This window comes from Oceaniferula marina, from assembly GCF_013391475.1.
In the GTDB taxonomy this organism is placed as follows: domain Bacteria; phylum Verrucomicrobiota; class Verrucomicrobiia; order Verrucomicrobiales; family Akkermansiaceae; genus Oceaniferula; species Oceaniferula marina.
This window is the reverse complement of record NZ_JACBAZ010000002.1, coordinates 496,505-521,807: the sequence shown is the minus strand read 5'-3', so window position 1 is coordinate 521,807 and position 25,303 is coordinate 496,505. Positions and strand designations below refer to the sequence as shown.

General features: G+C 52.2%; 15 protein-coding genes. 14 read left to right on the top strand and 1 reads right to left on the bottom strand.

The features are described 5' to 3' along the window. The first annotated feature begins 4 nt into the window (after nt 1–4). From HW115_RS06640 to HW115_RS06615, 6 genes are all read left to right on the top strand, one after another. Nucleotides 5–325: a helix-turn-helix transcriptional regulator gene (locus HW115_RS06640; protein WP_178931803.1), complete on the top strand. Its 321-nt coding sequence runs from the start codon at nt 5–7 to the stop codon at nt 323–325. Between the two features lie 105 nt (nt 326–430). Then, nucleotides 431–1,897, top strand: a complete 1,467-nt coding sequence (locus HW115_RS06635) for a glycoside hydrolase family 10-like protein (RefSeq protein WP_227021328.1) — start codon at nt 431–433, stop codon at nt 1,895–1,897. Nucleotides 1,898–2,059: 162 nt separating this feature from the next. Next, nucleotides 2,060–2,299: a hypothetical protein gene (locus tag HW115_RS06630; RefSeq protein WP_178931802.1), complete on the top strand. Its 240-nt coding sequence runs from the start codon at nt 2,060–2,062 to the stop codon at nt 2,297–2,299. 151 nt (nt 2,300–2,450) lie between these two features. Further along, nucleotides 2,451–3,050: an FHA domain-containing protein gene (locus HW115_RS06625; RefSeq protein ID WP_178931801.1), complete on the top strand. Its 600-nt coding sequence runs from the start codon at nt 2,451–2,453 to the stop codon at nt 3,048–3,050. A 47-nt stretch (nt 3,051–3,097) separates the two neighbouring features. Then, nucleotides 3,098–3,745: a hypothetical protein gene (locus HW115_RS06620; protein ID WP_178931800.1), complete on the top strand. Its 648-nt coding sequence runs from the start codon at nt 3,098–3,100 to the stop codon at nt 3,743–3,745. Between the two features lie 169 nt (nt 3,746–3,914). After that, nucleotides 3,915–5,444: a sulfatase family protein gene (locus HW115_RS06615; protein ID WP_178931799.1), complete on the top strand. Its 1,530-nt coding sequence runs from the start codon at nt 3,915–3,917 to the stop codon at nt 5,442–5,444. A 128-nt stretch (nt 5,445–5,572) separates the two neighbouring features. Here HW115_RS06615 and HW115_RS06610 read toward each other — a convergent pair whose 3' ends face one another. After that, nucleotides 5,573–6,376 carry a helix-turn-helix domain-containing protein gene (locus tag HW115_RS06610; protein WP_178931798.1) on the bottom strand — a complete coding sequence of 268 codons (804 nt, stop codon included), beginning with the start codon at nt 6,374–6,376 and terminating at the stop codon, nt 5,573–5,575. A gap of 213 nt (nt 6,377–6,589) precedes the next feature. Between HW115_RS06610 and HW115_RS06605 the strand changes: the two genes are divergently transcribed. From HW115_RS06605 to HW115_RS06570, 8 genes are all read left to right on the top strand, one after another. Next, nucleotides 6,590–8,203 (top strand): sugar porter family MFS transporter, encoded by a 1,614-nt coding sequence (locus HW115_RS06605; RefSeq protein ID WP_425498135.1) that lies wholly within the window; start codon nt 6,590–6,592, stop codon nt 8,201–8,203. A gap of 33 nt (nt 8,204–8,236) precedes the next feature. After that, nucleotides 8,237–11,491 (top strand): DUF5107 domain-containing protein, encoded by a 3,255-nt coding sequence (locus HW115_RS06600; protein ID WP_178931796.1) that lies wholly within the window; start codon nt 8,237–8,239, stop codon nt 11,489–11,491. Nucleotides 11,492–11,519: 28 nt separating this feature from the next. Next, complete coding sequence (locus HW115_RS06595; RefSeq protein ID WP_178931795.1) at nt 11,520–12,980, top strand: sulfatase family protein; 1,461 nt, start codon at nt 11,520–11,522, stop codon at nt 12,978–12,980. A 20-nt stretch (nt 12,981–13,000) separates the two neighbouring features. After that, nucleotides 13,001–16,228, top strand: a complete 3,228-nt coding sequence (locus HW115_RS06590; protein ID WP_178931794.1) for a DUF8487 domain-containing protein — start codon at nt 13,001–13,003, stop codon at nt 16,226–16,228. A 31-nt stretch (nt 16,229–16,259) separates the two neighbouring features. After that, entirely contained in the window at nt 16,260–18,506 is a 2,247-nt protein-coding gene (locus HW115_RS06585) for a glycosyl hydrolase family 95 catalytic domain-containing protein (protein ID WP_178931793.1), read from the top strand. Nucleotides 18,507–18,534: 28 nt separating this feature from the next. Continuing rightward, on the top strand, nt 18,535–20,943 hold the full coding sequence (locus tag HW115_RS06580; protein WP_178931792.1) for a glycoside hydrolase family 95 protein: 2,409 nt from the start codon (nt 18,535–18,537) through the stop codon (nt 20,941–20,943). 74 nt (nt 20,944–21,017) lie between these two features. After that, nucleotides 21,018–22,484, top strand: coding sequence for a sulfatase (locus HW115_RS06575; RefSeq protein WP_178931791.1), 1,467 nt, complete (start codon nt 21,018–21,020; stop codon nt 22,482–22,484). 152 nt (nt 22,485–22,636) lie between these two features. After that, entirely contained in the window at nt 22,637–25,300 is a 2,664-nt protein-coding gene (locus HW115_RS06570; protein ID WP_178931790.1) for a glycosyl hydrolase family 95 catalytic domain-containing protein, read from the top strand. Nucleotides 25,301–25,303: the final 3 nt, after the last annotated feature.

The window sequence follows — 25,303 nt, the reverse complement described above, 5'->3', positions numbered from 1 at the left end:
TCATATGAAAGAGTCGCAACCATCACAGTGGAATTTTCTGACCAACCACACCCACGTGTTGGTGGTCCTCGACCAGGATCCTGATGCCCGCATTCGCGACATGGCGGTGGAAATCGGCATTACAGAACGAGCGGTCCAACGGATCCTCTCCGAACTCGCAAGCGATGGATTTTTATCAATCGAAAAACAAGGGCGGCGCAACATCTACACCATCAACCGGAACATGTGGCTCCGCCACTCACTGGAAAAACACGTCCGTATCGGTTCCTTGCTCGACACCATCAACTCCATGAAGAACAAAAAGAAAACAAAGCTTTCAACTTAAGCGGAAACCATCAAGTGGATGAGCTTGATCCACCTCGCTGAATTCGGCCTGACATGGCACCGATTTCCCCTTGCAATCCATAGACCCTCTGCGAGTTTGCCCATCATGAACGGTCGTCATCGGATCACCCCCTCACTTACTCTACTACTCACCCAGCTCCTTCTGCTCATGGCGCCCAGCGCTTTAGCCCAGAACTACCGCCCATCGAGTGAGCAACCTCCCATGGTGACCCGTGAGTTTCGCGCCGCCTGGGTGGCGACGGTCTTCAATATCGACTGGCCAAGCAAAAAAGGGCTTTCGGCCTCATCGCAGCAAGCTGAGCTGCGCTCACTACTGGATCAGGCGGCCAAGCTGAAACTCAATGCCATCTTGTTCCAGGTCCGCCCGAATGGAGATGCCCTTTATCAATCCAGCATCGAACCCTGGAGCCACTGGCTGAGCGGCACCATGGGCAAATCCCCCGGATATGATCCACTGGCCTACTGTATTTCCCAGGCCCACGCACGAGGCATCGAAGTCCACGCTTGGTTCAACCCCTTCCGGGCGATGCCCAGCGAGGGGATCAGCCCCGCCCGAAACCACATCACCCGCACCCACCCGTCCATTGTCAAAAAATTCAAAACCTACAAGTGGATGGACCCCGCCAATAGCTTTACCCGCAACCGCGCACTCAGTGTCATCTCCGATGTTACCCGCCGCTATGACGTCGACGGCATTCATATCGACGACTACTTCTACCCCTATCCCGACCTCGATAACAACAACAACCCGAAACGCCAATTTCCCGACGGCAAATCACCATCCCAACGCCGTGGCTATGTCGATGGTTTTGTCCATGGCATGTATCGATCAGTCAAAAAACAAAAACCCTGGGTTCGGGTCGGAATCAGCCCCTTTGGTATCTGGAAACCAGGGGTTCCCGCGGGAACCACCGCATCGATCAATGCCTACGAACACCTGGCGGCTGACTCCCGCAAGTGGCTTCAGCAAGGGTGGTGCGACTACATGAGCCCACAACTCTACTGGCGGATCCATGGACCTCAAAGTTACACCAAGCTACTCAACTGGTGGCGCGCCCAAAGCCGCCGCCCGGTCTGGCCCGGTATCGCCACCGCCCGAATCAACAGTTCCGAGGACCCCGGCCGACCAGCGTCGGAAATTGTCAACCAAGTGAACCTCTCCCGAACCCTCGGCCGCAACTACGTCGGTCATGTCCACTGGAGCATGAAATCACTCCGCCAAAACCGGGGCGGCATCACCAAGGCTCTTGGCCAAGGCGCTTACCGCTACCCCGCTCTGGTGCCCCCGATGCCATGGCTCAGCACCAAACAGCCCGCCACTCCAAACGCGAAGGCCAAGGGCAACGGCCGTAGCGTCACGGTTCACTGGTCAACGGTCCGAGGTGCCAGTAAATATGCCATCCAAGCCCGCTACGGCAAAGCCTGGTTCACCGTGCAAGTCGTCCCCGCCGGCAAATTATCCACCACCCTGCAAGGCAGCCCCGACGCCATCGCCATCAGTGCTGTGGACCGCTACGGCACCACCAGCCGCCAGAGAGTGCTTGCCAAGTAGATCCTGTCCATCACCCTACAGCCGAAGTCAAAACCGCGTTAGGTTGATTATTTAGCTTTACTAAGCATATACCTTTATTTTAGAGTGGACAGGTCTGTGGATGGCAGCTTATGCCCCGCCCCCGCAACAAGATCCCTTGCAGCCCATCAATCATTCACCGGCATGAAAAATATCCGCATTTTTATCATCGGCACATCTCTCATGCTGGCCTTATGGCTGGCGGCCTCCTTTCAGGCCAATTTCGGTTCCCAGGAACTAAAAGACCAGCCATCCCACGTTCAGCGGCCAGCGGCTCAGGAATCAGGCGATCCAGCTGCTTCTGACATGGAAACCGGTGAAAGCGAACCTGCAAATCAACCCGCTTCTGTCGAGCTCACCGAGCCTGTGGCAACGGTCGAATAAGCCTGACTCCCCGGTGTGTGACTCCCCACCTCGAACCGATGATCGCTTGCGCCGATGCATCAATCCTCACAGATTCAATGTTAGCCATTGCTATTTGGCCAACAATTCGCTAGTGAATGAATGACTTTCATCACCAGCCTGTTTCATTACCATGCCTCGCGTCACCATCTCCGAACCTGGAAAGACCCCGCAACCCTACCGTTTTAAACTCGAACGCACCACGATCAACATCGGTCGGGGCAGCGACAACGACATCATCATCGAGTGCGGCTCCTGCTCCACCCATCACTGTATGATGAATCGGGTCGAAGGAGGATACATCCTCAAGGACAACGAATCGACCAATGGTATCAAGCAGGATGACACCCTGATGGACGTCATTGATTTGTTCGATGGTATGGAGGTGCTTGTCGGGGATGTTCCATTGAAATTCCGCCTTTCTGACGAAGAAATCGAGGTTCTTGCAGAAGAAGAGTTCAGCACCCACCAACGGAAAAAGTTGCCACCTGTCGATGGCGACGAGCTCGAAGATGAGCACCGACCCAGCACGGAATCACCCAGAGCCAAACACAAGAAAAGACCAGCCAAGCCAAGTTCCCCAGCCCGTGAGGCGCTCAAAACTGTCATTGTCCTCATCCTCATGGTGGTTGGTGTGGCCGTCGGCATGACCGTCCGCCACTACAAAGAAACCAAGGAACAATCAGGAACTGGCGATTTTCTCCCCGCAAAACTCATGAAACTGAAGAAATAGACGTTTCTTCTCCTTGAAAAAAGCGGGTATTTTCACAAAATCCCATCATGAACATCACGCAAATTCTACTCAGCGCCACAGCTGCCATCCTTTTGGCTGCGCTGGGCCTTTCCTATATCTCCATGCGTAAAGACGAAGAGGGAGATCACCGCAAACAGCGAGCCGTCGAACTCCTTCAGGACAACGCCCGCTATGAAGCATCCCTGCGCCGACTCCGCACCGGCCAACCGCTGACCACGCCCATCCAGCCCATCGAGGCCCCGGAATCCATCAGCACCAGCAAACTCGAAGAGCTGGAAACCGCCAACAAACTGCTGCGTGAACAAGTTCTCCGCTCGGAAAAAAAAGCCAAACAAGCCGAGGATGAAACCCTCGCCATGAACGAACGTCATGCGGAAAAATATGACAAGGCCGCTCGCAGGGCCCGGATCATCAGCCAGGCGATGATCATGGCCCAAGTTAAGGAGGTGGCTCAAGATCAAGGGATTTTCCTGATCGTTCTGGATGTCAAACGGCCAGAGTCCGTTCGCATCAACACCGAACTCGCGATCCGCCGTGGCACCGGCATCATCGGCCGGGTCACCGTTTCCAACATTGAAGAAGGCGCCGTTTTTGCCGACCCCCTCCCCGGAACCTTCCCCGGAGGAGCGGTTGATGTTAAAGTGGGTGACGAACTGATCATTCCACCACTCTAAACCACGCGGCCCGTCGAGCCCGCCCGACCACCGGGCACTTTCCACTGCAGGGAAAACGCTTCTTGTTCGACATCGCGTGTACAGACGGTTCTTTCCTGACTCTCGTCAAAATTAACGATGAGTAATTGATTTGAAAGAGATCCATGGTCATGCAGTATCATTGCCAACCATGAAACGAACCCACTTGTTGATTACCGCACTGATCGCCGGCTCGACCGGCATCCTCTCTGCAGAAGTCCAGACACCGCAAAAGCCCAACGTCGTCATCATCTACGGAGACGATGTCGGATTTGGAGACCTCGGAGCCTACGGGGCCAAACTGATCCCCACGCCGAACCTGGACAAGCTCGCCAAGGAAAGCCTTCAGTTTACCGACGGCCATTGCTCTGCAGCCACCTGCACCCCTTCGCGTTTTTCCATGCTGACCGGCATCCACGGCTTCCGCCACGGTGTCCGCGTGCTGGCACCCAACGCGCCGATGAAAATCAAACCCGAGATGTTCACCTTGCCGCAAATGTTCAAAAAGGCAGGATACCAGACCGCCGTCATCGGCAAATGGCACCTCGGCATCGGCGATGGCAAAACAGCCGTCGATTGGAACGCCGACGTCAAACCAGGACCTCTCGAAATTGGATTCGACTACTCCTTTCTCCTGCCCTCCACCAACGACCGCGTCCCTTGTGTCTACCTCGAAAACCACCGGGTGGTGAACTTGGATCCGGCCGACCCACTCTACGTCGGTAAAAAACCACCCGAAGGGTTCAAAGGCACCGTCTACCCCGACGGCAAAAAAGACCGCTCGGCCATGACTTACTACGAAAGCAGCCACGGCCACAACAACTCCGTCATCAACGGCATCGGCCGAATCGGCTACCAATGGGGAGGTAAAGCCGCTCTCTGGAACGATGAAACCATGGCCGACGAATTCGTCAATCAAACGAAAAAATACCTCGCAGGAATCGACAAAAAGAAGCCGTTCTTCCTCTACTTCGCTTCCCAGGACATCCACGTGCCACGCACCCCTCACCCACGTTTCAAAGGCAAAAGCAAACTCTCCTATCGTGGAGACGCCATGGTCCAGTTCGACTGGGCATCCGGTGAAGTGCTCAAAGCTCTGGACGAACACGGACTGACCGACAATACGATTGTCATCTTCTCAAGTGACAATGGCCCGGTCTACGACGACGGCTATAAAGACGGCACCACCGTACAGACATCCACCAAGGAAAGCGACCGTGGCCACGACGGCTCCGGCCCATACCGCGGCGGCAAGTATCAAATCTACGAGGGCGGCACCCGCGTTCCCTTCCTGATCAAATGGCCTGGCAAAATCAAACCCGGAAAATCGGAAGCTCTGGTCAGCCAGATCGACTTCCTTGCCTCCTTTGCCTCGCTCGTCGGTGTCGAACTCACCGCCACTCAGGGGATTGACAGCCGCAACATGCTGCCCGCCTTGCTCGGTCAGGATGAAAAAGGACTGCCATACATGATCGAAGAGGCCGGCATCCTCGCGCTACGTCAAGGGCCATGGAAATACATCCAGCCACGCGGCAAAAAAGGTAAAGCCCAGCTCTACAACCTCGACTCCGATGTCGGAGAGCAAAACAACATCATCGCCCAGCAGCCTGAACGGGCCAAGGCGATGGCTGAGCAACTCGAAAAAGCCAAACAAGCGAAACAGGGCCTTCGCAACCTCTAGCCCAAAGGACCGGCTGAAAAATCAGCCACACCTAAACCAATCATCCACACCCTTGATGCCCACCCGGCATCAGGGGTGTTTTTTTACCATCCTTTCGAGCGAATCAATGAAGGCTTCCAATCCAGGGATCAACTTTGCTCCAGTCGATACGCACTCGGAGCAACGCCAGCCACCTTTTTAAACATCCGGGAAAAGTACAAGGGGTCCTCAAATCCGAGGGCGAAAGCCACCTCCTTCACCGACATCCCAGTCGTATCAAACAATTCGCACGCCCTCTGCACTCGTAATTCCGCCAAGTAAGCCATCGGACTACTTCCGTAGTACTGCTTAAATAGGCTGCTGAACTGGGAAACCGCAAATCCACTGGTCCGCGCATAGGCCTCCAGCGCAAGCGGTTCCGATACCGATGACCGCATCTGTTCAATGGCCAACTCCATGCGTTCACGCCGCTCGGCTGCCCTGCTGGATCCCGCATCCACATGCAGCAAACCCACAAGCGTAATCATAAAGCGAGACAACTGGAACAAAACATGATCGGAAAACCCCGACTCCAAACTCTGCAACATCATGTTGAACTGCCTCCGCAATGCATGAGCATTGGTAAACGAAATTAGCGGCTGGTCTCGGCTTAACGGCGTCCAGCCCAACAAGGGTTCCACATCCTCTCCCTCGACGTGAACCCAATAGATCTCCCAACCCCCGTCCCTAAAACTTCCATAGCTGTGAGCCTGCCTAGCCGGAACCCAAAACACCTCCATCGGAGCGACCTCCATACGCTCCCCACCCCATGAAAACCACCCTCGACCGTCCAGACAAAATACGAGGATATGTCCATTTAAACCATCCATTCGCTCCACAAAATGAGCTTCAGCACATGGGTAGTAACCAATATCAGTCACCATCAATTCACTTGTAAAAGGTTGATTTTTCATCCTTTTTTCAGCCCGTTTCGGTATACGATACAGCTTTTGGCGATCAAACCCTTCCTTCCTATAATACGTAAGATCGTCCATATGTGACGGAAGATAATCTATTCCAATCACTTGGTAAATATGATTTTCTCAAGCTGCCATATGAAAAAACATGACCGACCGGCAAACTCGTCAGCCCGAGCCTGCAATAAGCCTGCAAGCACCTCATTCAATATGGGCTTTATTCTATTTATCTCCTTGAGCTCAGCTTTAGGCGGACTGCTTTTTGGTTATGACCTTCTGGTGATTTCAGGAGCTAAACAATTCTACGAGCTGCATTTCAATCTCGACTCCCCTGTTCTGCAGGGCTGGGCCGTCAGCTCCTGCATCGTCGGCTGCATCATCGGAGCCCTCGGTGTTGGCAAAGCGGCCGACCGCTACGGGCGGGTCAAGCTGCTCATGGTTTCCGCCCTTTTATTCTTCATCTCCGCCATTGGGTCGGGCTATGCCCCAAGTTTCCATCAATTTATCGCCTACCGCCTGCTCGGTGGCATCGGGATGGGAATGGCTTCCACCCTCTCGCCGATGTACATCGCTGAGATCTCCCCGGCCCGCTACCGCGGCCGATTTGTTTCACTCAACCAGCTGACCATCGTCATCGGCATCCTCCTGGCCCAGCTGATCAACTATCAAATCTCCGAATACCACCCCGTGCCCCAGCGCATTCAAGAGGAGTGCGCACTGGCTGCCGATCTCCAAATCAAAACAGCAGCCCAATCCAACACTGAGGACAATCATTACAGCCAAGACCTATTTACCGAGTCTCAACGCCAGGCCATTCTCAATGAGGAAATTCTGACTGACCTTCCTGTCGAGATTGTAAATACGGCCGAGCTTCGTTCCGCACTTCGTTCATCCGACCCCATCCCCGTCTCCTCGATCGATTTGGTTGCGCTGCGTAAGTATACCAACCAAGAACTCAAACAAACTTGGAACGGAACCACCGGGTGGCGACTGATGTTTGCAGCCGAAGCCATTCCTGCCGGGCTCTTTTTCTTGTTGATGTTTTTTGTCCCGCCCAGCCCCAGATGGCTTACCAAACAAAGCCGCGACGATGAAGCCTATGGCGTGCTCGAGCGTATCGGCGGTTCGGCATATGCCACTCAAACGCTGAAGGAAATTGAAGCAACCCTCGACAAGGAACACAAACAGCTAAAAGCCAGTGCCGTGTTTCAACGGCCGATGTCTAAAATCTTACTCGTCGGCATCTTCATCGCCGTTTTCCAGCAATGGTGCGGCATCAACGTCATCTTCAACTACGCCCCGGATATTTTCCGTGACGCAGGATTCACCGTGAGTGGCATCATGTTCAGCCTGGTCATTATCGGCCTGACGAACATGGCATTCACCTTTGTCGGCATGGCAACGATCGACCGCCTAGGGCGCAAACCTCTGATGCTGATCGGTTCGGCGGGATTACTCATTTCCCACCTCGCGATTGGTTGGTGTTATTACAGTGGTAACACCGGCTGGTATGTCGTCGCTTTCGCCCTGCTTGCCGTTGCCGTCTTTGCTGCCACTCTCGGTCCGGTCGCATGGGTGCTCATCTCTGAGATTTTCCCCAATGCCATTCGTGGCGTTGCGATGTCGATTGCCGTGCTCTCACTCTGGGTGGCCAATTTCATCCTTTCATTCACCTTCCCCATTCTACGCGACAGCCTCGGCCCCGCAGGAACCTTCTGGACTTATGCGGGTATCTGCCTCGTCGGCATCCTCTACATCCGTTCACACATCCCGGAAACCAAAGGAAAAAGCCTCGAACAAATTGAAACCGAACTCGTCAGTTAGAAATAGAAGATCATCCCATTTCAACTCACCCATATGTCTGTTCAAGCACACATCTCCCGTCAATCGATCCCGACTTATCCGCTCGGAGAACCTGAGAAAAACCCACTTTTCTTCGAAAAGCGCGTCTATCAAGGAAGCTGCGGGAAAGTCTACCCCGTCCCCTTCGTCGATAAAGTTTATGACGAACCCGTCGATGCATCCTATCAATCCGTTCTGCTGGAAAACGATTTTGTCCGACTGAGCATGCTACCCGAGATCGGCGGGCGCATATTCACCGGTCAGGATAAAACCAATAACAACTACGACTTTTTCTACCGTCAGGATGTCATCAAACCTGCCCTCGTCGGTCTCGCAGGACCTTGGATATCGGGTGGTGTCGAGTTCAATTGGCCACAGCACCACCGACCAGGAACCTACCTTCCCACAGATATACACATCGAAGAAGAATCCGATGGTGCCCGCACCGTTTGGATGTCAGAGCACGACCCGCTCAACCGGCTCAAGGGCATGCACGGCATTCGCCTGCGCCCTGACTCGTCACTCATCGAGCTGCGCGCGCGCCTCTACAACCGCACGCCACTGACCCACACCTTCCTCTGGTGGGCCAACGTCGCGGCCATGGTCCACGACCAATACCAATCGTTTTTCCCGCCGGACGTCCACTATGTCGCAGACCACGCCGTGCGCGCGATGTCCTCGTTCCCCGTTGCCAACAATCCATACTACGACATCCCCTATCAGGACCGACCAGATGCCAATGACCTGAGTTGGTACAAAAACATCCCGGTCCCCACCAGCTACATGGTCTGCCAGACGAACGACGGCTTTTTCGGCGGATACGACCATCTTGCCAACGGTGGCTTTGTCCACGTGGCCAACCGTCACGTTTCCCCCGGAAAAAAACAATGGACCTGGGGCAACGACGCCTTTGGCTGGGCCTGGGATCGTGAACTGACCGACAACAACGGCCCTTATGTCGAACTCATGGCCGGTGTCTTTACAGATAACCAGCCGGACTTCACCTACCTCGCCCCCTACGAAACCAAAACGTTCTCCCAGTTCTGGTGGCCGATCCAAAACATCGGCCCGGTGCAACAGGCAAACCAGGAAGCCGCACTCGCATGCTCTATCCGTGAAGACCGCAACATCGAACTCGGACTGTGTGTGTCCAAAGCCATCTCAGAAGCCAAGCTCATCCTCTACTACCGTGGGGAATTACTCACTGAATTCACCCTCAGCCTCCAACCCGGTGAAAGCTGGAAAAACGATGCCACCCGCTTCCCCGGCGAATCGCCAGCTGATCTTCAGGTGCGATTGCTCAGTGCAAGTGGCCAAGCCATCCTGAAGTACCAGGGCGTCGACCCCTCCAAACTCGAACGCGAACGCCCACTGGCCACCGAACCGCCGATGCCCGAGGATATCCCGTCCCAAGACAGCCTCTTCCTCACCGGAGAGCACCTCGAGCAATACCGTCACCCGACCCGCAACCCCGAAGACTACTGGAACGAAGCCTTAGAACGCGACCCCGCCGATTGCCGCTGCCACCTGGCCCTCGGAAAACGTCTCCTCGAGCGCGGACAACTCACCGAAGCCGCCCAGCACCTGAACGAATCGATCCAGCAACTCACCCACCGGCATCCGAACCCGGTCACCGGCGAAGCCCACTACTTTTTGGGGCTTTGCCTCCTCCGGCTCGGCAAAAATAACGAAGCATACCCCCTCTTCTATAAAGCCACCTGGGATTACGCATGGCGGAGTCCGGCATACTACCAGATTGCATGTATCGATGCCTGCCGTCACGACTGGGCAAGTGCTCTCGAGCACCTCGAATCGTCACTCGACACCAATCGTCAAAACAATAAAGCCCAAGTTCTTAAAGCAGCCATCCGCAGGCCACTCGGTGAAACCGATGCCGCATCCACCACGATCCACCACCTGCTTGACCAGGATCCGCTCGACCACTGGGCCCGCTTTGAGCAGGCTCTAATCAGCAATGACCCATGTCTGAAAACCGAGTTCCTCGACCGCTGTCGCAACGACGCCCAAACCATTCTCGATCTCGTCTTTGATTATATCGAAGCCGGATTCCATTCCGAAGCCCTGCTGCTGCTGGAATGGCATCACAGCCACCCCGTCATCGAGGTTGCGGTTCCCAACCCGTCGGAACGAAGCGCCATGACCCGTTACGTCCAGGCATGGCTTGAGCAACAAGCCGGCATCCCCGAGAGCGAGCAAACACTCAGCCAAGCCAGAGATCAATCATCCGACTACTTCTTCCCATCCCGCGCCGAGGAAATGCTGATCCTCGAGTGGGCAATCGAAGAACCCGGAGGCGACCCTCTCGCCTGCTACGCGCTGGGCAACTACTACTACGATAAAAAGCGCCACGCTGATGCCATTCGCGTCTGGCAAACAGCCGAACAAGCGCAGAGTAAGATCCCGCAAATTTACCGCAACCTCGGCATCGCGGTCTGGAACCAACAACATGACTACGAACAAGCGAACCACTATTACCAAAGGGCGATCGCTCTGGCGCCTAGTGATGCCCGACTGATCGCAGAAGCAGACCAACTCGCCGACAAAGGAGGACGGAACTCCGGACAACGTCTCGCATTTCTCGAAAACCACCGCGAACTCGTGATGCAGCGCGATGACGCCGTCGTCGCGCTCGCCACGCTGCTCAACGAATCCGGGCGCCCGGACGCAGCGCTCGATCTGATCATATCACGTCGCTTCCACCCGTGGGAAGGAGGTGAGGGTATGGTGCTCAAACAATACACCACCGCTCACCTTCTCCTGGGACAAAAACACCTGGATGGAGGAAATGCAGAAGAAGCACTCAAGCACTTCCGCGCTGCCATGGACACCCCGGAATCACTCGGCGAAGCCTACCACCCGCTACAGGCCAAAGCCAATGTCAACTATTGGTTAGGCCGCAGTCTCAACGCCATGGGCAAGTACGACGAAGCGGCCTCCAGATTCACAGAAGCCGCAGAAGAAATCGGTGACTTTGCAGGAATGGAAGCCATCGAACACAGCCCTCTGAGTTACTATCGAGGTCTGGCACTGCTCGAGCTTGATCGAAAAAATGAAGCAAACGCGCTGTTTGAAAGCTTGCTTCATTACGGGAAACAAAAACTTCAACAAAAGGCCACTATCGATTATTTCGCTACCAGCCTTCCCAACCTGCTGGTTTTTGATGATGACCTACAGGCTCGTCAGGATCAAGAAGCCAGGTCCCTGATCAAACAAGCAGAAGACGGGCTTCAAATGATCAAGCATACGTAACAAAACCGTTCTTAACCAACACGAACCCATGAAAATCCTCCTGACACTCATTGCGCTGTCATCCCTCTCACTCGCAAGCACCCGACCTAACATCATCATCATCTACACGGATGATTTGGGATACGGTGACCTATCCTGTTACGGCGCGACTGCGATTCGAACACCCCACATTGACCAACTGGCAAAAGATGGCATCCGCTTCACCGATGGCTACGCTGCTGCTGCGACCTGCACCCCCTCACGCTACTCCCTGTTGACCGGTAAGCTTCCCTTCCGCCAAAACGGAACAGGCATTGCCCGTGGTGATGCCAAACTCATCATCAACCCCGAACACCAAACACTACCGTCGATGCTCAAACAGGCCGGGTATGCCACAGCCTGTATCGGCAAATGGCATCTTGGTCTGGGTGATGGCAAGGCTCCGATCAACTGGAACACCAAGATCAAACCGGGTCCAAACGAAATCGGCTTTGACTACAGCTACATCATTCCCGCTACCAATGACCGCACGCCGTGTGTCTACCTCGAAAACGGACGCGTAGCCAATCTCGACCCCTCCGACCCTCTGTTTGTTAGTTACGGTAAAAAAGTAGGGACTGAGCCGACCGTCAAAGAGTTCCCGGATCGGGTGAAGGTCAAATGCCGTCCCGGAGATCACCACAACGGCACCATTCACGGAGGAGTTGGCCGCATCGGCACCATGACCGGTGGTATGGCAGCCCGCTGGGACGATGAAACCATGGCTGACGACCTCGCAGCCAAGGCCATCCAGTATATCCGCAAACACAAAGACCAACCATTTTTTCTCTACTTCTCCACTGCTGACATCCACGCCCCGCGGCTATTTCATCCTCGTTTTTCCGGTAAAAGCGGACTCGGACCTCGCGGTGACATGACCCTGCAGCTCGACGACTGTGTTGGTCAACTCACCCGGGAACTCACTCAACTCAAACTCCACCAAAACACCCTGATTATTTTCTCCAGTGACAACGGGCCGAAGCTCGAAGACGCCTACCTGGACGGATCGCTTGCTGCGGCTCAAAAGAAAAACTTCAACCCCGCAGGCCCCTTGCGCGGAACCAAGTACACCCCCTACGAAGGAGGTACCCGCGTCCCCTTCATTGTCACTTGGAAAGGAACCATTGCAGCAGGAAACTCCGATGCCGTGATCAGTCAAGTTGACCTGCTCGCCTCTCTGGCAAAACTCACCGGACAATCAATAGAGCCCCCCCATCAGACCGACTCTCAAAACCATCTCCCCGCACTCCTGGACCATCGTGCAGCGGCACGTGAATTTCTCATCTGCGGCCGCCGGACCATGACGATCCGCAAAGGCAACTGGAAGCTCATCAACAGCAAACAACCACAACTCTACAACCTGAAACAAGATCTAGGAGAAACTAAGAACCTCGCATCCCAACTCCCGGAAAAAGTGAAAATCCTCCAACAAAAACTTCAAGAAGAAGTCAAACGTTACCAGCTTCAATAAATCACACACTCTAATAGAACATGACATTACAAGCCACCACTCTACTCTTACTTCTGATGACTCACATCCTCACAGCTCAAACTCAACCCATTGATCTTTCCGGCACTTGGAATCTTCAGTTAGACCCTAGTGATCAGATGATCAAAACCGAGCCCAGCAAATGGAAATGGAACGACACCATGACTTTGCCCGGCACTACCGATCTGGCAAAAAAAGGCCCACACATCACGAAATCCATCCCATACAATTATCACCTCAACCGCGAGTATGCCTATACGGGGCCAGCCTATTACTCACGCACTATCACCATTCCTGAAGACTGGAAAAACATGAGCACCCAACTCATTCTTGAGCGTGTGATGTGGCAATCCCGTGTCTGGATCGACGGCAAGGAAATCTCCCCACCTCAAGACTCACTGAACACAGCCCACAAGCATGTTTTAGGAAAACTCACTCCCGGTCAGCACCAAATCACAGTGCGGATCGATAACCGGATGGTTCACCCCATTGGTGACAAAGGCCACGCCTACGGTGACCAAACTCAATCGATTTGGAACGGCATCGTCGGAAAAATCGAACTCCGAGCTGTGCCCGACAACCACATTGACTTCGTTCGCGTTTTCCCATCGAACAATGGCCAGTTAAAGGTAGAAGTCACCGGCTCTGGTCAAGGCCCCCTTCAGCTGAAAGCCATCTGCATCAACAACGGCAGCGGACGGGCATTTGAAGCCGATATCGATGCTTCGGGCCATTTTTCGACGACTCTCGAAAGTCGAATCAACCAGCCTCAAACCTGGTCCGAATTTAATCCGAAAACCTATCAAGTCCAAGTGGACTTGCTTCAGGGTGGAACCGTCATTGATAGCTCCATTACGCGCTTTGGCTTTCGTGAAGTCTCCCGCCAAGGCAACCAACTACTAATCAATGGAAAACCCGCATTTATGCGAGGCAACCTAGAATGTGCTGTCTTCCCTCTTACCGGTCATCCTCCCGTCACCGTAGAAGGTTGGAAAAAAGTCTGGCAAGTTTATAAAGACCACAACCTGAACCATGCCCGTTTCCACTCATGGTGCCCACCAAAAGCCGCTTTTGTAGCAGCTGACGAACTCGGCATCTACCTCCAGGTTGAAGCCCCGATCTGGATTGACCACTGGATGACCAAACCCAACAAACGCAAGGAAATGGATACCCTTGGTCACCCCAAAGGCTTGGGTCATAACGACCGCAGCATCGACAGCTTTGCGCTTGCCGAAATCCGCCGCACCATCGATACCTACGGTAACCATCCATCGTTCATCTTTTTTGCCATTGGTAACGAACTCGGAACCTCTAACTTTGATGTCACCGGAACTTGGATGCGCGATGCCAAAAAACACGACCCACGCCACCTCTACGCAGCATCCACCGCGCGCACAATCACTCCATTCTGCGACTTTAATGCCACCCACAACATCCCTCATATTGGTTGGGTTCGTCAAAAAGTCAATTTCGGCACCAACTGGGACTATGAAGAGAAGTACAGTAAGGCTTCCGTCCCGATCATTTCCCACGAAATCGGACAATGGCCGGTTTACGTCGATTGGAAAAAGGAACTCCCCAAATACACCGGCCCACTCAAACCTTACAGGCTGATGAAAATGGCTGAAGAGGCTAAAAAGAATGGCCTCTATGATCGCAGCGAAGAACTCAAAATGGCCTCCGGCGCCAGTAACCGCATTCTCTACCGTGATGAAATCGAGTCCTTCTTACGCACCCCATCGTGCCGTGGCTTCCAACTCCTCGGCATGCAAGATTTCTCCGGTCAAGGGGAAGCGCTGATTGGTTGGTTGGATTCATTCTACGACAGCAAAGGGACCACAGACCTTAAAAGTTTTCGCCACTACTGCGCACCCACGGTCCCATTGCTCAAACTGCCAGGATACGTTTACAAAGCGTCTGAGAAACCAAGCATCGATGCCCTCATTCACCACTATGGCGAACAGAAAATCGATAAGGCAGCCGCCATTTGGAAACTTACGACCAACGACGGAAAACTCATCGATCAGGGCAAGATCGATCCCTTCTCTGCGCCCACGGGATCAGTCACTCCAATCGGCTCATTCACCCCCAACATGACATCCGTCACAGTTGCCACACAAGCGACTCTCAGCATTGAGATTGCATTACACTCACTAAGCAACAGCTACGATCTCTGGATCTATCCGGAAGTCAAGGCAACTGCCCAGCCCTCATCGGTACTCGTTACCTCCGACTGGGAAGGCGAAGCCAAGCCAGCACTGGCTGAAGGAAAAAAGGTGATCCTCATCGCCAACCAATTCGGAGGCCCGAAAGCCAGCAAACAAGCACATTGGTTTCCTCTCTACTGGTCGGTTCCCTTCTTCCCCGGCCAGAACCGCGAAACCATTGGCCTGCGTATCAGCTCTGATCATCCGGCCTTTGCCGACTTTCCGACTCCTTCTCATGGAGATTGGAACTGGCACCGCATTTGTCGTGGAGCCAAAGGATTTGACCTGACAGGTGTCACCCCAAACACTTACCGCCCCATCGCTGAGCCCGTCACCGATTTTCACCACAATCGCCGGCTTGGTTCCATCTTTGAAACCAATGTCGACAAAGGAAAGTTACTCGTCTGCGGTTACAACATCAGTAAGAATCAGGCAAAAAAACTACCGGAAGTTAAGCAACTCCGCCAAAGTTTGATTCACTACACCTCCGGTAAGCAGTTTAGTCCGCAGATCATGATGGCCACCGAAGCCCTCGATAAGCTATTTCACGACCCCACGATCAAACTCCAAAAACTTCCAGCGAAGTTTACCAACGCCGACCTCTACATCAACGCAGCTGGTAAAGTAGGAACGCATGGCCAAACGGCTAAATGGAGTAAAGGGCGGGACCAAATTCTCCGCCAAAGCGAAGGTGTCGATTACAAAGTCGAAGCCGATGGTGTATGGCGAGATAAAGACGGATCAGCCTGGCACGGAAAAAACGTCAAAGTAATCATCACACCTCGATCAGGCGTTCCCGGCAAAGTCCTCGTTCGCTTCCACGACTGGAATAAAAACGGACGCACCGGAAACATTTCTTTCGAAGGAAAAACCCACCACTTAGGCCCACATACCGAGGGCGGATGGGTTGAGTTCCCATTCATCCGAGAAGACACCAACGATGGCCAACTTATTCTCAAAGCCGAAGCCGCCACTGGACCCAACCTCATGATCACAGACATTGTTCTGATTCCTGAGGAATAATTCACACAACGATCAACCACAAAAAATCATCATGTTTAAGCATCTAACCATAGCGCTCTCTCTATCTCTTCACATTACCTCTCATGCTGAAGAAATTGTCACATCCAAAGAGCGCCAAAATGACCTCCTAGGTAAAGACTCACTAACGTTGCCCGCACCAATCAAAAAATGGGACAATGCCATTCCTCTCGGAAATGGAATGACTGGGGGGCTGCTATGGGGTGAAGGACGGGAACTCCGGCTCTCACTCGACCGCGGAGATCTCTGGGACGAAAGAGGAAACGCCAATGTCTACGACTCCAAACGCAACTATAAGACACTGCTCAAATCAATCGAGAATAAAGACCGTGCCACTTGGAATAAGTATTTCGACGCTACCTACAACGGTTCCAAATGGACTAAAATCCCTGGTGGACGACTCGTCATGACCCTCCCTGAGGGAACTACGGCCAAGACCTTTCACCTCGACTTCTCCACCGCCACCGCCGAGGTAAAACTCACCGACGGAAAGTCCGCACACGCTTTCTTTTCCGCAACCAAACCTGTCACCCTCCTTCGCGTCCCCAAGGGCACTGAATTTAAATTTGTCCGTCCCGCATCCATCGACAAACTCGGATACCCGGCACCATCTATCGTCAAAAAAAACAACTCCATCATCTACACTCAAAAAACTGCTGAGGAACTGGAATTTACCTTCGGGGTGCGTTGGCAGCCAATGGAAGACCACCTGCTGGTCGCCATCGCCACAGCCACAAACGAAAATGCAAAATCCCCCCGCAACCATGTCGACAAAATCATCGCCGACAGCTTCTCCTCAGGTTGGAAAAATCTTCACACCTCTCACAAATCCTGGTGGAACAATCTCTACAACGCATCCTCCGTCACCATCCCACGTCCACGACTCCAACACCACTACAACCTTGTTAAATACTACTACGGATCCGGCAGCCGTGCTCACGCCAGCCCAATGCCACTCCAAGGCGTGTGGACTGCGGACGCCGGAGGACTGCCACCATGGAAAGGAGACTACCACAACGATCTCAATACCCAAATGACCTACGTCGCTTGGCAGGCAGCAGGTCTCGTTGACCCCGGCATGTCCTATATCAACTACTACGTTGATCGTATGCCTCAGTTCCGAAAATACGGTAAAGACTTCTTTGATCTCGATACCGCCATGGTACCTGGAGTTATGACCCACAAAGGCCAAGCGATGGGCGGATGGGGTCAATATGCCATGAGCCTTACCGCCGGACTTTGGAACGGTCACGCCTTTTATCAACACTGGAAAACATCTGGCGATGATCAGTTCCTAGCCGACACAGCCTACCCTTGGTTCGAAGAAATCACTAGCTCCACACTCCAACTCACCGACGAAAAAAATGGAAAACTCTACCTCAAAACTTCGTCCAGTCCAGAGTGGCATGACCAGCGCTGGGAAGCCTATCTCGAACCCAACTCCAATTTCGACCAAGCGCTTCTTACATGGTCGCTCCAGGCTCTAGAGGAAATGGCGCACGCTCTCGGCAAGTCTAACGATGCAAAAAAATGGGCTGCCTACCAGAAAAAGATGCCGCCCCTTCAATTCGACCCTAAGACAAAAGCGCTTCTCGTCAGTAAAGGCACTCCCTTCAAAAACAGCCATCGGCATTTCTCACACGCCATGGCAATTCACCCACTCGCGACACTCAACATCGATCAGGGCGAAAAAGAGCGCGAAGCCGTACGTGCCACCGTCCGGCAATTAATCGATGAAGGCTCTGGAGCATGGGTGGGATACTCCTTCACATGGGCCGCATCACTCGCCGCTCGCGCTGGATTTCCCGACGATGCAGCCCGCCTGCTTACGGACTTTGAACGAGCCTTTGTTACCCGAAACGGCTTCCACGTAAACGGAGATCAAACAAAATCCGGACTCAGCGGATTCACCTACCGCCCATTTACCCTCGAAGGAAACTTCCTATTGATGGATGCCATTCATGAAATGTATTTGCAAAGTTGGGGTGATAAAATCCGAATTTTCCCCAGTGTTCCCGACACATGGGACGATGCAAGCTTCACCAACCTGCGTGCAGAGGGAGGTTTCAAAGTCAGTGCTGTAAGAAAGAACAAGCAAACTCAAAAAGTAACCATCACATCACAAAAAAAATCAACACTCAGGCTACAAAACCCATTCGGGTCAAAGGGATTCAAAAGCAACATACCCACAAAAATCGATAACGAAATCATCGCGGTAGTTCTACAGCCAGATCAATCAATTACCCTGATCTCAAACTAAGCTCCCTAATTAACAAATTTTAAAAAATATGACCAAGTATAATCATGCGTTTCTGTCTCTTCTTGTGGGCTGTGTCACCTGCTCGACATCCATAGGCGAAGCGTCTGAACCGGCATCGCCCTCAAGAAATTTTGAGGAAATGAAAATCTGGTTCACCCAACCAGCCACAAAACGCAGTCAAACATTGCCGTTGGGAAATGGTCGAATTGGCGCTCTTGTTTTTGGCGGCGTTGAAACTGAAAAAATTCATTTGAGCGAGGAAACATTATGGGCGGGATACCCGGAACCCTCAGGCAGGGAGGGGGCAAGTAAGCATGTCCCTAATCTGACCAAGCTATTGACCGAAGGTAAGTTTGATGAAGCACAGGACGTCTCAAAAGAGATGCTTTTGCCTTATTGGCCACGGCGTCAAGAAATGATGGGTGAACTGTATCTGAATTTCGCTAATCACGGGGAAGTTTCCGATTACCGCCGCGAATTGAGTTTTGATTCGGCCGTGGCCAAAGTTTCGTATAAATCCGGAGGAGCAACGTTCACACGAAATACCTTTGTTTCCGTTATTGATCAGGCGCTTATCATGACATTGGATTGCGATCAGCCGGGACGTCTAACCTTCGATGTGAATTTTGCACGTGAACTGATCACAAAGAAGATGGCACGGAGCTCTATCAAGTTTTACAATTCAGAGAGTTTTGTTTTACCTCAAGGCCAGGATACCTTGGTATTACGCGGTACTGGAGATCCCGTGAAGGCCGGGCTTAAGTTCGAAACCCAACTGAAAATTACCCCGACGGGTGGCAAGATGACGACTCAAGGGAAATCAATTCATGTAGAAGGTGCTGATAGAGTGGTTCTTATCCTTACAGCGGCGACCAACTTTAAGAAAGGAACGGTTAGCGGGCCTGATCCGGCGATAACGTGCCAGCAACAGCTCGCAAAAGCCAGCAAGCGCCCCTACCGGCAAATGCTCGAGGAGCACATGGATGAGCATCGGGAACTCTTCAGGAGGGCTACTCTTGATTTGGGGACTTCAACGCAGGCACAACGTGCTCTACCGACTGATGAGCGTGTCAGCCGAATCAACAAAACGGGTGAGCGAGACGTGGATCTTGAAGAACAAATGTTCCATATGGGACGTTATCTCTTGATTAACAGTTCCCGCCCCGGAACCCAAGCGGCAACCTTACACGGCATTTGGCCGGGTAGCTATGGAGCAAAGGGATACAATTGCGCCTATCATCTTGATATTAACATTTCTGAAAACTATTGGCCTGCCGAACTTACCGGACTGGGCGAATGTCATGGGCCGTTGATCGACTTGATTGAAGACCTTTTGCCGAATGCTAGGAAAACGGCGAATGATGTGTTTGGATGCTCGGGTGCTGTCTGCGCATTAAATGTGGATGGGTGGTTGAATACTCACCCTTTTGGCATGAACTACTATGCGATGCAATGGATCGGCGGCATGGGATGGATCACTCAGGATGTCTGGGAGCACTATGCCTTTAACGGAGATAAAGTTTACCTACGAAACCGCGCATGGCCTATCATGAAAGCCGTGGCCGAGTTTTATCTGGACTACAGCATAACCGATCCTCAAACGGGCAAACTGATGCTCGGTCCTTCAGGTTCTCCTGAAAACGGCTTTGTCTATAAAGGGAAGCGAACCACCGTCGATTACGGAATCAGTATTGATCAGGAGATTGCCTATGAAATCTATACCAATTGCTTGAGAGCAGCCAAGGATTTGGGGATAGATGACGCATTTACTGTCCGGGTCAAAGAGGCCTTGCCGAGGTTGGCTCTTCCGCGCATTGCCAAGGACGGGCGCTTGATGGAATGGAGGGAAGAGCGCGAAGAGGATGACCCCAGGCATCGCCATGTGTCGCACCTCTACGGCTTTCACCCTGGTCAGCGAATCACGAAAGAGGGAAATCCGGAAGAAGCCGCAGCTGTCCGAAAATCGCTGGTGCACCGCTTGACCGGTGGAAAGGGCGATTTTGGACCCGGCGGCATTATTTGGCAACGCGGATGGATGTTAGGGTTTTGGGCTCGTTTTCAAGAACCTGAGAACTTCTACAAAACCTTGCTGGATTTCATGAAGAAAGGCCTAGAACCTAACTTATGTAAAAAGTGGGGTGCCCGTCCCTATTGCATGGATGGCAATGGAGCATTCACGGCTGGAATGGTCGAGGCGCTTTTGCAGAGCCATAATGAGGTCATCCACCTTTTACCTAGCCTGCCGAAGGAGTGGAATACCGGCTCATTCATGGGTCTCCGCGCTCGGGGCGGTGTAAGCATCGATGCTAATTGGTCTCCTGACAAGCTGAAGGTCACTCTTACCTCAGCACGCGGGGGGACGTTTCAAGTTCGTTATTTGAACAGCACAAAAACAGTGAAGCTTTCTGCTGGAATGCCAATGACACTCCAGTTTTAGGGTCATCACTGTAATTTTACAGCCAGATCAAACAATTACCCTGATCTCAAACTAAGTTCCTAATTAACAAAGTCATGAAACTCATCTTTCAAAAAAAATTGCTCACTGCCTTCACCCTCCTCCTAACAGGATGTATCTCACATGGAGCCTCCTCCGTATCAGCAAATCAAACCACACACAGGAACATTCTATTCATCTTGGTCGATGACTTAGGCTGGAGTGACGTGGGGTGCTACGGTAGCAGCTTTTACGAAACGCCTCACATCGACAACCTAGCCAAACAAGGTATGCGTTTCACCGATGGCTATGCGGCCTCTCCTGTCTGCAGTCCAACACGATCAAGCATCCTAACAGGAAAAAACCCAGGAAGGACAGGGAACACTGAATACTTTGGAGGTCCCCAGCCAGGACCAAAGTACAATAGAAATACCATTTTGCAGCCAGCTCCTTACATCAGTAGAATGCTCCTGGAAGAAAAGACACTGGCTGAGGCACTTAAAGAACAGGGCTACGCAACGTTCTTCGCAGGAAAGTGGCACCTCGGGCACAGCCCTCAATTCTGGCCTGAAAATCAAGGGTTCGACATCAACAAAGGTGGGCACTCAGCAGGTGGCCCCTATGGAGGTAAAAAATACTTCTCTCCTTATGGTAATCCACGCCTCTCAAATGGCCCAGATGGTGAACATCTGCCCGACCGCTTGGCATCCGAAACCATTCAATTCATGGAAACGAACAAGGATAAGCCCTTCTTCGCTTATCTATCTTTCTATTCAGTGCATAGCCCACAGATCTCAAGACCTGATCTCAAAAAGAAATACGATACGAAAAAAAAGCCAGAGACCCAGTGGGGAGTCGAAGCCAATAAAAAAGTCCGCCTCAATCAAAACGATGCCGTGTATGCAGGCATGGTGGAGGGTATGGATCTTGCTGTTGGTCGAGTTCTTAGCAAACTAACTGAGCTAGGGCTCGATAAAAATACCGTTGTGATCTTTATGTCAGATAACGGTGGCGTCTCAACCGATGGCGCCCATCCTACTTCCAACCTGCCACTACGAGCTGGCAAAGGCTGGATCTATGAAGGAGGCATTCGAGAACCCCTCATTATTAAAGCTCCAGGAGTCACCCTTGCTGGATCAACATGTACAACCCCTGTCACAAGTACAGACTTTTACCCCACTCTATTGGAACTCGTAGGCGCCCCTCTTCAGCCACAGCAACACCTCGACGGAATGAGCATCGTGCCCTTGTTAAAAGGTAATGATACCGCAGAAAGGGCGATCTACTGGCATTACCCCCATTACTCAGGAGGGCTAGGCGGACGACCAAGCTCTGCCATAAGACAAGGAGATTGGAAACTTATCGAATTTTTTGAAGACAAGCATGTCGAACTTTACAATCTCAGAAATGACATCGGCGAAACCTCCGATCTTGCAGAATCCCAATCAGCCAAAACCAAAGAACTTCTCGAAAAATTACATGCCTGGCACAAAGAGGTAGGAGCCAAATTACCAACACCCAACCTTAAATACAAAGGACGATAATGGTTACTGGAGCAAATATGCCTCACCACTATTACTGGTAGAGTCATAATTAATAAAGTCATCAAACGTCGCATGATGATCATTCATGCGATATCCAGCCCCCCCCTTCATTCATCCCCTTCAATCGAACTCAATCTTACATAGCATTTAACATGAAACAGCCCCATATCATTTCTTGTCCGCTTACGCTCGCAATAGCAACTCTTATAACAAGCAGCTTCAGTACCGTAGCATCCCCCACCAGTCACACACTTTGGTACCAGCAACCGGCTGACAACTGGCAAACCGAAGCCCTTCCTATCGGAAACGGCAAACTCGGGGCCATGGTTTTTGGCCAAGTCGAACGTGAACGCATCATGTTCAACGAAGACAGTCTGTGGATTGGTGATGAAGGTGACACGGGATCTTACCAAGGGTTTGGTGATGTCTTTATTCAACTCCACCCCGAGGCCTTTTCATTGAAATTTAACAGCCCAAATGCGGGGCAAAGCGGAGGTGAAGGCATCGATCAGGCATTTGATAATAACGCCAACAGCAAATGGTGTTTTGAACATAAAAACCAAGCAATTGTCGCCATTATCGAAGTCGGAGGCAAAGCCAGACCTCTCACAGAATACAGCATCGTCTCCGGCAACGACGTTCCCGATCGCGATCCAAGCACCTGGAAACTTCAAGGATCTAACGACCAAAGAAACTGGAATACTCTCGATCAACAAAATGACATCCCACCATGGCCAAAGCGGAAACAGACCAAAACATTTAAAATCAAAAATAAAACCGCCTACGCGCACTACCGCTTTATTTTTGAAGCCAGCAAAACAAGCACTCATTTTCAGGTCGCTGATATCAATCTCAACATCCAGGCTCAATCAACCACTCAGTATTCGAACTACCGTAGAAAGCTCGACATTCAACAAGCCGTTCACGAAACCACCTACACCTATAACGGAGTCAATTACCGACGCGAGGCCTTTTCAAGTGCTCCCGCTGGCGTCATGGTGTTTCGATTTGAGGCCAACCAAAAAGCAGCTCACACCGGAACCATCGAACTCACTGATTTACACGAGGCTAAGATTCAAGGTGAAGGAACAACTCTCACCGCCAGCGGTGATTTAGTCGGTTATAAATACCCAAAAACAGAACGCCAAAGTAAACCCACCTACCAAATCGCTCTCGACTACGAATCCCAGGTCAAGGTCATCAACGAAGGTGGACAAATTAAAATTCACGAAGGGAAAATTGCTTTTAAAGGATGTGATAGCCTCACTGTCATCGTCGGCGCAGGAACCAATTACCTCAACCAAAGAGACAAAGGATGGAAGGGTGAACACCCCCACCAGCGGATCAGCCGACAAATCACGACAGCCGCCAAAACTCCCTACGGCGAACTTAAAAAACAACATATTGCCGATTTCCAACGGCTCTATAATCGCTTCGAGGTCAGGCTACCCGATGGAAAAAATAGCAAGTTACCCACTGACCAACGCTTGACTGCTTACCAAAGCGAACGCTCTGACCTATCGTTAGAGGCACTCCAGCTGCACTATGCCCGCTACCTGATGATTGCCTGTTCGCGTCCAGGGTCATTACCAGCCAACCTTCAAGGTCTCTGGAATGAAAGTATCAATCCACCATGGCGCTGCGATTACCACTCGGATGTCAATCTCCAGATGAACTACTGGTTTGTCGACCAAACAAATATTTCAGAGTGTTTCCAACCGCTTGCCGATTACCAATTTTCTGTGCGCGGTGCTCGGATCGATGCCACTAAAAAACAATTTGGCGATCATATCCGCGGCTGGGCGACTCGCTCGGAAAATGGCATCTTCGGAGGGTCAAGCTACCTCTGGGTGCCTGGGGATGCTGCATGGCTCGCCCAAAATCTCTGGGACCACTACGCCTACACCCGCGATAAAAGCTATCTCAAAAACACAGCCTACCCCATCCTCAAGGAGCTCTGTGAATTTTGGGAGGATTACGCGATCAAAACCAAAGACGGCAAACTCATCAGCCCCCCGAGTGTTTCTCCCGAACACGGCCCTAAACTCCCCGGCAATTCCTACGAAGACCAGCTTATGTATGATCTCTTCACCAACTACATCGAGGCATCTACCGATCTCGACATCGATGCCGATTACCGCAAAAAAGTCACCGAGATGCGATCCAAACTTCTCGGACCCCAAATCGGAAAATGGGGGCAACTCCAAGAGTGGATGGAAGACCGGGATGACCCTAAGAACCAACACCGCCACCTGTCGCACCTGATTGCCGTTTACCCGGGACGACAGATCGCCCCACTCACCACTCCCGAGTTAGCCAAAGCAGCCGCCACCTCACTCGATGCCCGGGGTGACGATGGCACTGGATGGTCCATAGGATGGAAAATCAACCTCTGGGCTCGACTCAACGATGGCGACCGCGCCCACCGCATTTTACAAAACTCACTCCGAGTCTGCAAAACCACTCAGATTGTTATGAACTACGCCGGAGGAACTTACCCGAACCTGTTGATGGCTCACCCACCCTTCCAGATCGAAGCTAACTTCGGTTACGCCTCCGGATTCTGTGAACTTCTAATGCAGTCTCACCTCGGAGAAATCCACCTACTGCCGTCACTTCCATCCTCATGGCCCGATGGCAAAATCAAAGGACTCAAAGCCCGTGGCAACTACGAGATCGATATGGAATGGGCCAACGGAAAACTCAAATCCGCCACCATCACTTCAAATAACGGCACCACCCCGAAAGTGAGAATTGCAAACGCACCCAATCATTCAGCAAAAGACAAGCGAATAAAAATGACAGGCGTAAAATAGAGC